General features: G+C 67.5%; 15 protein-coding genes and 1 tRNA gene. 2 read left to right on the top strand and 14 right to left on the bottom strand.

The window, feature by feature from the left end:
- Positions 1-71: 71 nt before the first annotated feature.
- The 4 genes from OCH7691_RS09600 to OCH7691_RS09585 form a co-directional block, all read right to left on the bottom strand.
- Positions 72-1,268, bottom strand: a complete 1,197-nt coding sequence (locus tag OCH7691_RS09600; RefSeq protein ID WP_085883151.1) for an MFS transporter — start codon at positions 1,266-1,268, stop codon at positions 72-74.
- 73 nt (positions 1,269-1,341) lie between these two features.
- On the bottom strand, positions 1,342-1,755 hold the full coding sequence (locus OCH7691_RS09595) for a VOC family protein (RefSeq protein WP_085883150.1): 414 nt from the start codon (positions 1,753-1,755) through the stop codon (positions 1,342-1,344).
- Positions 1,745-2,080 (bottom strand): divalent-cation tolerance protein CutA, encoded by a 336-nt coding sequence (cutA, locus tag OCH7691_RS09590; RefSeq protein WP_085883149.1) that lies wholly within the window; start codon positions 2,078-2,080, stop codon positions 1,745-1,747. Before cutA ends, OCH7691_RS09595 begins: the two co-directional genes overlap by 11 nt.
- Positions 2,077-3,210 (bottom strand): COX15/CtaA family protein, encoded by a 1,134-nt coding sequence (locus tag OCH7691_RS09585; RefSeq protein WP_217807879.1) that lies wholly within the window; start codon positions 3,208-3,210, stop codon positions 2,077-2,079. Before OCH7691_RS09585 ends, cutA begins: the two co-directional genes overlap by 4 nt.
- A gap of 137 nt (positions 3,211-3,347) precedes the next feature.
- Here OCH7691_RS09585 and OCH7691_RS09580 point away from each other — a divergent pair, with 137 nt between their 5' ends.
- A complete protein-coding gene (locus OCH7691_RS09580; RefSeq protein ID WP_176244979.1) occupies positions 3,348-3,704 on the top strand; it encodes an ArsR/SmtB family transcription factor in 357 nt (118 codons plus the stop codon).
- 116 nt (positions 3,705-3,820) lie between these two features.
- On the opposite strand, the gene OCH7691_RS09575 is transcribed toward OCH7691_RS09580, so the two are convergent.
- The 8 genes from OCH7691_RS09575 to OCH7691_RS09540 all read right to left on the bottom strand — a co-directional run bounded on the left by OCH7691_RS09575 (position 3,821) and on the right by OCH7691_RS09540 (position 8,686).
- A tRNA-Pro gene (locus OCH7691_RS09575) sits at positions 3,821-3,897 on the bottom strand.
- 129 nt (positions 3,898-4,026) lie between these two features.
- Positions 4,027-4,533 (bottom strand): MerR family transcriptional regulator, encoded by a 507-nt coding sequence (locus OCH7691_RS09570; RefSeq protein ID WP_139839603.1) that lies wholly within the window; start codon positions 4,531-4,533, stop codon positions 4,027-4,029.
- A gap of 2 nt (positions 4,534-4,535) precedes the next feature.
- Entirely contained in the window at positions 4,536-4,850 is a 315-nt protein-coding gene (locus OCH7691_RS09565) for an integration host factor subunit alpha (RefSeq protein ID WP_085883147.1), read from the bottom strand.
- A gap of 122 nt (positions 4,851-4,972) precedes the next feature.
- Entirely contained in the window at positions 4,973-5,956 is a 984-nt protein-coding gene (locus OCH7691_RS09560; RefSeq protein ID WP_245826502.1) for a beta-ketoacyl-ACP synthase III, read from the bottom strand.
- Entirely contained in the window at positions 5,946-7,052 is a 1,107-nt protein-coding gene (gene plsX / locus OCH7691_RS09555; RefSeq protein ID WP_085883146.1) for a phosphate acyltransferase PlsX, read from the bottom strand. Before plsX ends, OCH7691_RS09560 begins: the two co-directional genes overlap by 11 nt.
- A 37-nt stretch (positions 7,053-7,089) precedes the next feature.
- Positions 7,090-7,275 carry a 50S ribosomal protein L32 gene (gene rpmF / locus OCH7691_RS09550; RefSeq protein WP_085883145.1) on the bottom strand — a complete coding sequence of 62 codons (186 nt, stop codon included), beginning with the start codon at positions 7,273-7,275 and terminating at the stop codon, positions 7,090-7,092.
- 74 nt (positions 7,276-7,349) lie between these two features.
- Positions 7,350-7,922, bottom strand: coding sequence for a YceD family protein (locus OCH7691_RS09545; RefSeq protein WP_176244978.1), 573 nt, complete (start codon positions 7,920-7,922; stop codon positions 7,350-7,352).
- Between the two features lie 146 nt (positions 7,923-8,068).
- Complete coding sequence (locus OCH7691_RS09540) at positions 8,069-8,686, bottom strand: ubiquinol-cytochrome C chaperone family protein (protein WP_085883143.1); 618 nt, start codon at positions 8,684-8,686, stop codon at positions 8,069-8,071.
- A gap of 144 nt (positions 8,687-8,830) precedes the next feature.
- Between OCH7691_RS09540 and OCH7691_RS09535 the strand changes: the two genes are divergently transcribed.
- The gene (locus OCH7691_RS09535; RefSeq protein WP_085883142.1) at positions 8,831-9,322 is read left to right on the top strand and encodes an outer membrane protein assembly factor BamE; all 492 of its coding nucleotides are present in this window, start codon (positions 8,831-8,833) and stop codon (positions 9,320-9,322) included.
- A 169-nt stretch (positions 9,323-9,491) separates the two neighbouring features.
- Here the strand turns inward: OCH7691_RS09535 and OCH7691_RS09530 are convergent, their stop codons facing one another.
- Both OCH7691_RS09530 and OCH7691_RS09525 read right to left on the bottom strand, forming a co-directional pair.
- On the bottom strand, positions 9,492-11,594 hold the full coding sequence (locus OCH7691_RS09530; protein WP_085883141.1) for a sodium-translocating pyrophosphatase: 2,103 nt from the start codon (positions 11,592-11,594) through the stop codon (positions 9,492-9,494).
- A gap of 194 nt (positions 11,595-11,788) precedes the next feature.
- A complete protein-coding gene (locus OCH7691_RS09525; protein WP_139839602.1) occupies positions 11,789-12,982 on the bottom strand; it encodes an MFS transporter in 1,194 nt (397 codons plus the stop codon).
- Between the last annotated feature and the right edge of the window lie 16 nt (positions 12,983-12,998).

Below are 12,998 nucleotides of genomic sequence, written 5' to 3'. Positions count from 1 at the left end.
CTTGCAGAAGGGGGTCTACAGGAACTTCAACGATGGCGGGCCGGGAATCCGTCGCGGAAAAAGCGCGAACCCTATTCGGCCGGGACCGCGGCGGGGATCGCGGCCGGGCGCGGCAGGCGATAGGCGGCCAGGGCGGCGATCGCCGCGAAGGCGAACAGTGCGATGAACAGGTAGTCGAGCCGCCCGGTCATGGCATGGATCACCGGGATCAGCGCCACGCCGAGGGCGCTGACGCCCAGCGTCAGCACGAACTTGGCCCCGAAGGCCCTGCCCCGCCAGGCTTCCGGCGTATGACGGGCAAGCAGCGCGTTCTCGGCCGGCTGGCCGGCGACGTTGAAACCGATCATCAGCGCCGCGACCGCGACCAGCGCCGGATTGTGCAGCATGAAGGCGACCGCGATCACCGGCAGCTGGAGGAGTTGCACCGACCAGTAGATGCTGCGCAGCGAGTAGCGGTCGGCCAGTTCGCCGCCGATGATCTGGGTGAGCGCGCTCAGAAGATAGCAGGCGGTGACGAGACCGCCGATCCCGAGCACGTTGCCGTTGACGAAATCGCTCAGCCGCTCCTCGAAGATCTTCGGCAGCGCGAAGGCTGTCGACTGGAAGATTAGCCCGGAACAGAGCACGGTGACCGCAAGCACGGCGAAGACGCGCCGCGTATCGCCCTTCGAGACCGGCGCGGAGGACGCTGCCGCATGCCGGGTCGCGTCGAACCAGCCGGAGCGGTCGGCGAGCAGGAACAGCACGCCGGAGCCGAGCGCCACGGCGCCCGGGACCAGGAAGGCGATGCGCCAGCCGCCATGGGCGACGAGGAAGCCGGCGACCAGCGCCGCGCCGGCCGTCCCGAGCGAGCCGAAGACCCCGGAAATCCCGAGCGCGCGGCCCGGATTCGCCGCATGGGCGACCAGCCAGGGAATCCCGACCGGGTGATAGATCGAGGCGAAGGTGCCAAGCAGGGTCAGCCCGGCCGCGACCTGGAACGGGCTGTCGGCGAGGCCGACGATGACCGCCGAGGCGCCAATGCCGAGAAAGAAGACGACGATCATGCCGGTCGCGCTCCAGCGGTCGGCGATCCAGCCGGCCGGCAGCGCGCCGACCCCGAACATCACCGTCGCCGGCACCGCGAGCGCGAACAGCTCGGCATAGCTCAGCCCCCACATCCCCTCCATCCCCAGCACGACGGTGGCGAACAGGAGGGTGAAGAGATGGGCGTAGCTGTGGGCGATGCCGCCGAACAGGATCACGCACTGATTGGCATAGCGCTTCATGATTCACCCATAGCACGAGAGCCGCGGGGCGCCAAAAGCGATTCGCGGCAAAGCTCTTGTGAAGCGTTCCATACTACAGGCGGGGCGAATGTAACCCTCGGACGCGGCACTGATCGTATTCAGATATTTCGACCAGGTTGCCGTCCGGATCGCGCAGATAGATCGAGGTCATCGTGCCGAGCGCGCCGGTCCGCGCGACCGGCCCCGCCTCGACCGCGACGCCGGCGGCGGCAAGCCGCGACCTGACCTCGTCGAGCGGGCAGGCCGCGATGAAGCAGAGATCGGCCGAGCCCGGGGTCGGCCTCGCCGCCTTCGGTTCGAACTCGCGCCCGGCCTGGTGCAGGTTGATCTTGGCGTCGCCGAAATGAAGCGCCAGCCGGCCGCCCTTGAAGCGCCGGGGTTCCATGCCGAGCAGGTCGCAATAAAAGGCGCGGGTCGCCTCGAGATCGGCGACGGTGAGCACCAGGTGGTCGAGCCTAGCGAGCATCCCGGGGACCCGTCTCGGCGACGATCCAGTCGAGGAAGCCCCGGTTGCCGCCCACGATCGGCAAGGCGACGACGCAGGGCAGATCGTAGCTGTGCCGCTCGCGGATGAGGTCGGTCGCCGCCGCCACCAGCGCCGCCCGGGTCTTCAGGATCAGCACCGCCTCGCCCGCCTCCTCGACCGCGCCCTGCCAGCGGTAGATCGAGGTCATCGCCGGCAACACGTTGGCACAGGCGGCGAGCCCTGCCTCGACCGCGGCGCGGCCAATCGATCGCGCCTCCTCCGCGTCGGCGGTGGTGACATAGAGCAGGCGGAGCGCCTCGGTCATGGCCGGACCGGGCCCGGGCCGCCCGCCGGCGCGGCCGTCCCGCGTACGTTGCCGACGGCATCGCGCGAACGATGCACCAGGTAGAGCGCGGCCGCGAAGGTCAGTGCCCCGCCGGCCTGGTGGAGGGCGCCGAGCGAGACCGGCACCTGCGCAAGCAGGGTCGCGATGCCGAGGCAGAACTGAAGGGCGAAGGTCAGCCAGAACAGGCGAAGGCCAAGTCCCAGGTCGGCCGGCAGGTCGAGGCGCCGGGCCCGCAGCCAGAGCCAGACAGCCAGCGCGGCGATCAGATAGGCGACCAGCCGGTGATCGAACTGCACGGTCGCGTGATTCTCCAGCGGATTGAGATACCAGGGAGACAGCGACCAGACATCTTCCGGTATCAGCCCGTCGCCCATCAGCGGCCATTCGTTATAGAGCAGCCCGGCATTGATTCCGGCGACCAGCCCGCCGAGCAGGATCTGCAGGAAAACGAGCCCGAGCAGGAGACGCGCGAGCGGCGCGAGCGCCCTCCGCGCCGACGGATCGCCATCTTCCGCCGGGCGTCCGATCAGGCCCCAGGCAGTCCAGAGCAGCGCGCCCAGAATCGCGATGGCGAGCGCCAGATGGGCCGTCAGGCGATAGTGGCTGACGTCCGGGTGATCGACCAGGCCGCTTTTCACCATGAACCAGCCCATGCCGCCCTGAAGCCCGCCGAGGAGGAAGATCCCGGCCAGCCGGACGGCGAGCGGTCGCGCGACCTGTCCGCGGATCAGGAACCAGAGGAACGGCAGAAAGAACGCGAGCCCGATCAGCCGCCCGAGCAGGCGATGGCCGTACTCGAAGGCGTAGATCTGCTTGAAGGCGTCGAGCGACATGCCCGCGTTGACCTTCCGATACTCGGGCGAGGTCCGGTACTTGGCGAATTCCTCCTGCCAGGCCTGCTCGCCGAGCGGCGGCAGCCAGCCGGTCACCGGCCGCCATTCGACCATCGACAATCCGGAATTGGTGAGCCGCGTGACCCCGCCCAGCACCAGCATGGCGAAGACCAGCAGCGCGACGAGGAACAGCCAGCGGGCAATCCGACGATCGGCGGCCGCGGTCGCGGCGCGGACCGGAGGCGCGCCCACCCCTGAGATGACGTTCATGGACATGCGGAGAAGATATCCGGCCGGGCCGGATATTCAATCGGAAGCGGCACCCTGCGGCGCCCCGTCGCGGTGCGCTTGACGGCAAATCGATACAGGTTGTACAACCGATTCCTCATTCAATTCACATGGTCGACCGCGCGATGCCGCGATCCCGGAAACGAACGGTTCCGCCCGGCACGACACGCCTCACCAGGACACGGGCCCTGCGCCTGGCACAGGAAGGGGCCCCCGACGCATCCGACTGGCTGATGCTGTTCACCCGCGGCGAGCGCCTGACGCTGATCGTCCTGCTCGCCGAGCAGGAGCGCAACGTCGCCGATCTGCAGAAGGCGACCGGGTTCCGGCAATCGACGATTTCCCAGCATCTCGGGGTCCTGCGGCAGCATGGCATCGTGACACGACGCCGGGCGGGCCGGAACGCCTTCTACCTGCTGACCGACGAGAGGGTCCGGAAATTGCTGATGTCCCTGGGCCTGTACCCGGATCGGACCGGCTGACGCCGGAGCGGCTGTGCGGCCGGCGTGAGGCCGCCCGGCCCGGGAGGTCGGACGCTCAGGGGAATGATCTTTGGGAGAGGTGGCGGGACGCGTGCCTCGCAGCCCGTGGCGGACCCTGGTCGGAGCGGCGGGATTCGAACCCACGACCCCTTGACCCCCAGTCAAGTGCGCTACCAGACTGCGCTACGCTCCGCGACCGGGTCCGTCTCGGGCGTCGGACTATAGCGACCCCGTCTGGCCTTCGCAATGGCCGAAGGCATCCGCCTCGACTTGCCTTCCGGCAACCCGGCTGGATACTCGAACCTTGCCTTAAAAACGCCGTTTAGCGCTTTGTTTCCTTGTGAAGATAGCTGCGGATCGAGGTCAGCTCGTCCATGATCTGCTGCAGCATCTCGAGCTGGTCGCCGGCCAGTGGCACGGCGGCCCGGGTCGCCGCCGCCGGGCGGCCGCCCTCGGCCTCGCCGCCGACCTTGGCGGCGGCCTGGTTGGCCAGTTCATGCGGATCGGCGGCCGGCTGCGCGCCATGTTCGCGCAGCACCTTCTGGACACCCCGGATCGTGAAACCTTCCTTGTAGAGCAGGTCGCGGATCCGGCGCAGGAGATCGATATCGGACGGCCGGTAATAGCGCCGGCCACCGCCGCGCTTCATCGGCTTCACCTGGGCGAACTTGCTCTCCCAGAAGCGCAGGACATGCTGCGGCACGTCCAGTTCGTCGGCCACTTCGCTGATCGTGCGGAAGGCGTCGGGCGACTTCCGCCCGCGCCGCGCCGTGGTGCTGTCCGTCTCGACGGCCGCGCGGCCGCCTTGCTGTGTCGCGAGCTTTGCCATCTTCAGCCTTCCTGCCGACGACCGAAGGCGGCGTTGATGCGATCCTTCAGCACATGTGAGGGCCGGAACACCAGCACGCGACGCGGCTGGATCGGCACCTCTTCCCCGGTTTTCGGATTGCGGCCGACCCGGCCGCCCTTGGAACGGACCTGAAAGCTTCCGAATGAGGAGATCTTGACCGACTCCCCTTCGATCAGTTCGTCGGCGATTTCATCGAGCAGGGATTCGACCAGATCGGCCGATTCGTTCCGCGACAATCCGACTTCCTGATAGACAGCCTCTGCAAGCTGCGCCCTCGTGACCGTTTTCCCCGACATATTGCACCTTGTTCTTACCGGTCCCGGAGATTAGACCTCCCGGAAAAACGTGTCAATATCAGAGGGATAGCATTAAACCTTTAAGTATTCCGTCGCCGACCGGCCCGGCGTGACCCGGCCGCTTACCAGCGAACCAGCGCGCCGCCCCAGGCAAAGCCGCCGCCCATCGCCTCCATCAGCACCAACTGACCCTCCTGAATCCGGCCGTCGGCGGCCGCTTCCGCGAGCGCCAGCGGCACCGACGCGGCCGAGGTGTTGCCATGCCGGTCGACGGTCAGCACGACCTTTTCCGGGGCCAGCCCGAGCTTGCGGGCGGTGCTGTCGATGATCCGCTTGTTCGCCTGATGGGGCACCAGCCAGTCGATCGCGTCGGCCGTGAGGTTGGTCGCCTCCAGGACCTCGTTGACGACCTCGGCCAGATTGACGACCGCGTGGCGGAAGACCTCGCGCCCGGCCATGCGGAGATGGCCGACCTTCTGGGTCGAGGACGGCCCGCCATCGACATAGAGATAGTCGTGATGGACGCCGTCGGTATGCAGGCAGGTCGCGAGCACGCCCCGGTCGTCCGAGCCGCCGTTGCCGTCCGCCGCCTCGACGACCACGGCCCCGGCCCCGTCGCCGAACAGCACGCAGGTCGAGCGATCCTCCCAGTCGAGGATCCGGGAGAAGGTCTCGGCGCCGATCACCAGAGCACGCTCTGCCTGGCCGGCACGGATGAAGTTGTCGGCGGTCGCGAGCGCGAAGATGAAGCCCGAGCAGACCGCCTGGATGTCGAAGGCGGCGCCTCGGCGCAGGCCGAGATTGCGCTGCACCGTCGTCGCGGTTGCCGGGAAGGTCTCGTCCGGCGTTGCCGTGGCGAGAATGATCAGGTCGATATCGTCGACCGCGATGCCGGAGGCGGCGAGCGCCTCCTCGGCCGCGCGGGTCGCCAGATCGGAGGTCAGCTCGCCCTCCGCCGCGATGTAACGCTGGCGGATGCCGGTGCGCGAAACGATCCACTCGTCCGAGGTATCGAGGCGCGATGCCAGTTCCTCGTTCGTCAGGACCCGTTCCGGCAGATAGGCGCCACACCCCCGGATGACTGACCGCCGTATGTTATTCCGCAACTGCCTGCGCCCCCGGTTTGCCGCTTCCTTCCACAGCCACCGGCACTGCGCCCGCCGACGGGTCGGCCTCCCCGGCGCTCATGTCGAGATGCCGGAAGTCGGCGATTATGTGATCGATCATCTTTTCCGAAACCATGTCGACGGCCGCGCCGATCGCCTGCGCGAAGCCGACCGCGTCGGTGCCTCCGTGACTCTTCACGCAGACCCCGTTGAGGCCGAGGAAGACCCCGCCGTTGTAGCGCCGCGGGTCGATCCGCTCGCCAAGGCTGCGCAGGCTGCGCCGGGCCAGCAGGTAGCCGAGCCGGGACAGCCAGGAACTCTCGAAGGCGATGCGCAGATAGCTCTGCATCATCTTGCCCGCACCTTCGACGGTCTTCAGCGCGACATTGCCCGTGAAGCCGTCGGTGACCACGACATCGACCGTGCCGGCGGTGATGTCGTCACCCTCTATGAAACCCTGGTAGTCGAAGGCGGCATTGGGAAACTGGCGCAGCACGTCGCCGGCGGCGCGGATACTGTCGTTGCCCTTGAGTTCCTCGATGCCAACGTTGAGCAGCCCGACGGTGGGCCGCCGGCGGCCCAGCACGGCGCGCGCGAAATCGGCACCCATGACCGCGAACTGCACCAGATTCTCGGAATCGCACTGCACGTTGGCGCCGAGGTCCAGCATCACGCTCTCGCCGCGCTGGGTCGGCAGGAACGAGGCCAGCGCCGGCCGGTCGATCCCCGGCAGCATCTTCAGCGAGAATTTCGCCATGGCCATCAGCGCGCCGGTATTGCCGCCCGAGACCACGCCCTTGGCTTCGCCGTCGCGGACCGCGTCGATGGCCAGCCGCATGCTCGTCTTGCGGCCCTTGCGAAGCGCCTGGCTGGGCTTCGCCTCGGCCGAGACACGCTCGCTCGTATGGCGAATCTCGCAGATCCCGGAAAGGCCCTCGCGGGCCTCGACCGGGCCGCGCAGCAGCGCCTCGTCGCCGAACAGCAGGAAGCGCACGTTCGGGAAGCGAACGCGCGCGATATCCATCCCCTCGATGACTGCACCGGGGGCCTCGTCGCCCCCCATGCCATCAAGGGCGATGACGATGGGCTCGCTCATCGTGCTATGTCAGCGCCGCGTTGCACGCCCGCGCCAATCAAACGGTGCCGCTGGCCTCGACCACCTCGCGGTCGCCATAGTGCCCGCAGGAGGGGCAGATATGGTGAGGCCGCTTGGTTTCGCCGCAGTTCGTGCATTCCGCGTAGCTCGCGCCCTTCAAAGCGTCATGCGAACGCCGCATGTTACGCTTGGAAACGGTAGTCTTCTTTCTGGGTACAGCCATGACTTACTTCTCTCTATTCACAGCCGCCTGACCGGCGGCGTTCGTTCTAACGGCGCCCGCCAAGGGGCGCAAGTTCAATCCCTGGCCTTCAGGTTGGCCAGCACCGCGAAGGGACCGCGTCGGCCGTCCTCGACCTGCCCGTCCTCTCCGTCCTCGTCGTCGTCGCCGACAACGAACTCGGCCGGGATCTCGACCCCCTCCTTGCGCGGATAGGGGTTCAATCCCAGTGCCACATGCTCGCTCACGACCGCGCCGAGATCGATCTTGCCGTCGATCAGCGGATCCGGCGGCTCGATCTCGTCGGGATCGACGAAGACCTCCCGCTGCCGATTATCGCCCGATGCGTCCGGCGGCGCAAAATCCAGTTCGACCTGTTCCTCGACCCGCTCCGGCACGGGCTCGAGACTGACGCCGCAAAGCTGCACGACCTCCGCCTCGACCAGAAGCGAGAGATGGACAATGCCGCCCGCCGCCCGTCGGATCTCGCCCTGCGCGGACAGCGCCGTGATCGCCTCGATCCCGAGTTCCCTGGCCAGCGCCTCGCGTTCACCGTCCGACACCTTGACGGAAACCGTCAGCGGCGCCGCCCGCAAACCCGACACGTCGACGACGCGTTGCAAGGCGCCCATGGCCGGCTGTTCAGTCATTGCATCCTCCGCTAGAGCAGGTTCGTCCGCCTGATCGCACGGTCGGAAGGCGGGAAAATAGGGCCTACGCATGACCGGGTCAACGCCTTTCGCGCGCGCTCCGCGCGCCCGTGCGATCCCCCGCGCCATCCCGGACGGCGCGGTTTTCAGCCGTTGTCGCGAGCGTCGGCGGGAACCTCCGGCGGCGCGCCGAAATCGGGTCCGTCTGTGGCAATCGCCTCGATCGCGCGTCCCTCGAGCCGCGCCGCCTCGCGCCTGACATAGGCGACCATCGCCGGGATTGCCAGTGCCGCCGGACCTGCCGCGACGCCGGGGCCGGCCGGCGATCCCGCCGCCGCGTCCGCGTCGTCATCGAGCTGATAGAGATTGCGACCAAGAGCCGCAGCCAGCGCCGCATCCCCGGACGCCTGCAGCGCCTCGTCATAGGAAGCGACATGGCCGTAGAAACGCTGCGCCAATTTCTTCACCCGCTTGCCGACGCCGAGATCGCCGACACCCATTTCGCGGAGCGACCTGTCGAGGTCGTCGACCATGATGTCGAACAGGTGCTGGGCCAGGGTCTCGGCCGTCTCGCCCTCCCCCTTGAGCCGCCGGAGCACCAGGAACTGGTGCAGGACGATCATCGCGAAGCGGCCCTCGACGCTGTCGTCGACCGCGGCATTCCGGTAGAAGCCCGGATCCCGGGCCTGCTCCACGATCTCGCCATACAGGCGATAGGCCGCGCTCTTCAGCGGCGACTTCCGGAAGGGATTGGAAAATGCCATAAGGGTCCGTCACGTGGGCGCGGCAATTCGGCACGTCCGCCGCTGCCGGAATTGACAATTGCCGGATGGCGGTGCCATCTTGCACCGCAGAACTTACGAGCTTGCGCTGTGAGGTCAAGCATCCTGCCGGCGCAGAAGAGGAACATGCCCATCCTTCGCCCCGTTCTCTGCCTTGTCGCCGGCGCCCTCGCGCTCGGCGCCTGCACCTCCGAACAGACGGTTCGCGGCTTCGTCCTCGACATGGAGCAGGTCGAGGCGATCAAGCCCGGCGTGACGACACGCGACGAGGTCAGCCGGATGCTCGGCTTCCCGTCCAGCACCTCGACCTTCACCGAGGCCGGCGATGCCTGGTATTACATCAGCCGGCGCACCGAGCGCTTCGCCTTTCTCGAGCCGAAGGTCATCGACCAGAAGGTCGTCGTCGTCTCCTTCAATGGCAGCGACACGGTGTCGGAAGTGAAGCAGTTCGGCATGGAGGACCGCCGCGAGATCGAGCTGGTCGAGCGCGAGACGGTGACCCATGGCAAGCAGCTCGGCATCCTCGAGCAGCTCGTCGGCAATTTCGGACGCTTCAACAATGCCAACAGCGGCAACAGCGCCGGCCCGCCGCGCGGCCCGCAGCCGCCGGGCGGCTGACCGCAAGTTCCCTCCCCGCCTGACCCGGGCGCGACGGGACGGACAGCGACCAGGACAACGAAAAGGCCCCGCCGGACAACCGGCGGGGCCTTTCCATTTTCGCTTCCGTTCCCGGATGAACCCGGGCGGGCCAGCCCGGACCTGACGGCCCGGACCGGCCGGTCACGGCTCAGTGCGCCAGCATGCCGAGCAGCAGCAGGGCGACGATGTTGGTGATCTTGATCATCGGGTTGACGGCCGGTCCGGCGGTGTCCTTGTAGGGATCGCCGACCGTGTCGCCGGTCACCGCAGCGGCGTGGGCATCGGTGCCCTTGCCGCCGTGATGGCCGTCCTCGATGTACTTCTTGGCGTTATCCCAGGCGCCGCCGCCCGCCGTCATCGAGATCGCGACGAACAGGCCGGTGACGATCACGCCGAGCAGCATCGCGCCGACGCAGGAGAAGGCGGCCGACTTGTCGGCGATCCCGAGGATCACGTAGTAGACGACGATCGGGGCCAGCACCGGCAGCAGCGAGGGGATCACCATTTCCTTGATCGCCGCCTTGGTCAGCATGTCCACGGCGCGGCTGTAATCCGGCTTCGCGGTGCCTTCCATGATGCCCGGGATCTCGCGGAACTGACGCCGCACCTCGACCACGACCGAACCGGCCGCGCGGCCCACGGCGGTCATGCCCATGGCGCCGAAGAGATAGGGCAGCATGCCGCCGAGCAGCAGGCCGACGACGACATACGGATTGGCCAGCGAGAAGTTCACCATCACCCCCTCGAAATAGGGAAATTCGGCGACATTCTTGGAGAAGTAGGCGAGGTCCTCGGTATAGGCGGCGAACAGCACCAGCGCGCCGAGACCGGCCGAGCCGATCGCATAGCCCTTGGTGACCGCCTTCGTGGTGTTGCCGACCGCGTCGAGCGCGTCGGTGATCTTGCGGACGCCCTCGTCCATGTCCGCCATCTCGGCAATGCCGCCGGCATTGTCGGTGACCGGGCCGTAGGCGTCGAGCGCGACCACCATGCCGGCCAGCGCCAGCATGGTCGTGACCGCGATGGCGATGCCGAAGAGCGCGGCAAGATTGTAGGACACGATGATGCCGGCAACGATGATGATCGCCGGGATCGCGGTCGCCTCCATCGAGATCGCCAGGCCCTGGATCACGTTGGTGCCATGGCCGGTTTCGGACGCACGCGCGATCGAGCGGACCGGGCGGTATTCGGTCGAGGTGTAATACTCGGTCACCCAGACCAGCAGGCCAGTGACGACCAGGCCGGTGACGCCGCACCAGAACAGGCTCCAGCCGGTGAAGGACTTGACGCCGATCGTGAATTCGCTGTCGAGGCCGACGGCCCAGGCGGTGATCGGCAGAAGCGCCAGCGCCGAAAGCACGGCGGTCACGATGAAGCCCTTGTAGAGGGCGCCCATGATATTCTGGCTGGCGCCGAGGCGCACGAAGAAGGTGCCGATGATCGAGGTGATGATGCAGGCGCCGCCGATCAGCAGCGGATAGATCAGCAGGGCGCCGTTGCCGACGAAGTAGATCGAGGCAAGCACCATCGTCGCGACCGTGGTCACGGCATAGGTCTCGAACAGGTCGGCGGCCATGCCGGCACAGTCGCCGACGTTGTCGCCGACGTTGTCGGCGATCACGGCCGGGTTGCGGGGGTCGTCCTCAGGGATGCCGGCTTCGACCTTGCCGACGAGGTCGGCGCCGACGTCGGCGCCCTTGGTGAAGATGCCGCCGCCGAGACGGGCGAAGATCGAGATCAGCGAGGCGCCGAAGCCGAGGGCAACCAGCGGGTCGACCATGGCGCGGCCTTCAGCGCCGATCGAAACCAGGACGGCGTAGTAGCCGGCGACCGCGAGCAGCGCCAGGCCGACCACCAGGAGACCGGTGATGGCGCCCGCCTTGAAGGCGATGTCGAGACCCTCTTTCAGGCCCTTCTGGGCCGCCGCGGCCGTGCGTACGTTGGCCCGCACCGAGACGTTCATGCCGATATAGCCGGCGGCGCCCGACAGGATCGCGCCGATCGCGAAGCCGAGGCCGACCATGATGTCGAACAGGCCGAAGCTGATCACCAGGAAGATCACGATGCCGACGAGACCGATCGTCAGATACTGGCGATTGAGATACGCCGAGGCACCTTCCTGGATCGCGGCTGCGATTTCTTGCATGCGTTTCGTGCCGGCCGAGGCGGACAGCACGGCACGGCTGGCATATGCTCCGTAGAGTAGCGCCAGCACGCCACACACAATTGGGAACCACAACGCTTCGGACATTGTTTTCGACCCCTCTGATATTTATGGATAGCCGGTGAAATGCCCCCGGCGTCGATTATTCGCGACAACAGCAACGACGACCGGCGGAACACGCACCTTCCCCACTCTGGCGATGCGACCGGAAGCCGGCCGGTTTATGCCAGAGTTGCCCAGCCCGCGCAAGGCCAAAGCCCCGGAAACACCGGGCTTCCGGCTCACGCGCGCTGCGGCCGATGGCGACCGGAGAGGCTCAGCCAGAGAACCGCCATGGCCGCGATCGCATAGAGCGGCAAGGCCGCCGTGCCGACCGCCGTCCAGCCGAACTGGTCGAGCAGCTGCCCCGACGAGAGCGAGGCGGTCGCGACCGTGCCGAACACGATGAATTCGTTGGTCGCCTGCACCTTGGCCCGCTCGGCCGGAGTGTAGCTCTCGGTGAGCAGCGCGGTACCGCCGATGAACATGAAGTTCCAGGCGAGCCCGAGCAGCACCAGGGTGAACCAGAAATGCGCGACCGAGAGACCCGAGAGGGCAACCGCGACGCAGACCAGGCCGAGCGCGATCCCGGTCCCGATGATCCGCAAAACCCCGAAACGGACGATCAGGCTGCCGGTGAAGAAGCTCGGCCCGAACATCGCCACCACATGCCACTGGATCACCGTCGCCGCGTCGTCGAAGACATGGCCGCAGGCGACCATGGCGAGCGGCGTCGCCGTCATCAGCAGGCTCATCGCGCCATAGCCCATCATCCCGGACGCGACGGCGGCCAGGAAGACCGGCTGGCGCATGATCGTGGCCAGCGGCCGTTGCGGCCCGCCCGCCTCCTCCGCCGTCCGCTCCGGGAGCTTCAGGAAGGCGGCGAGCAGGAAATTCACGGCGCACAGGCCGAAGACCGCGATCAGCGTGCCCTGGAAGACGAAAGGCACCATCAGGTCGCGGGTATGCTTGGCGATTTCCGGCCCGGCGAAACCGGCGACGATACCGCCCGCCATGACCAGCGAGATCGCCCGCGGACGCCGGTCGGGCTCGGCGCACTCGGCCGCGGCAAAGCGGAAATACTGGTTGAAGGCGGCGTTGGTGCCAAGGCAGAGGCAGCCCGCGCAATAAACCCAGAACGATCCCGTATGGATGCCCCAGGCCGCGACCAGGGCACCGCACATGCCGAGCGTGGCGCCGAACATGAAGCCGAAGCGGCGGCCGATGCGGGCCATCAGGAAGGAGGCGGGAACGGTCGCAAGCGCGGTCCCGGCGACGGTCAGGCTGACCGGCAGGGTCGCAAGCCCCTTGTCGTCGGCAAGCGCGTAGCCGACCAGGCCGCTGACCGCGATCAGGATCGACATCATGCTGTTCCCGAGCCCCTGGCCCGAGGCGAGCAACGCGATGTTGCGCGCGAAGCCGGCGTAGCGGCTCACGCCGTGACCGCCCTGA

Source organism: Oceanibacterium hippocampi (assembly GCF_900172325.1).
GTDB lineage: Bacteria > Pseudomonadota > Alphaproteobacteria > Sneathiellales > Sneathiellaceae > Oceanibacterium > Oceanibacterium hippocampi.
Note: the sequence above shows the minus strand (reverse complement) of the source record. Positions and strands in the feature narration are given on the sequence as shown.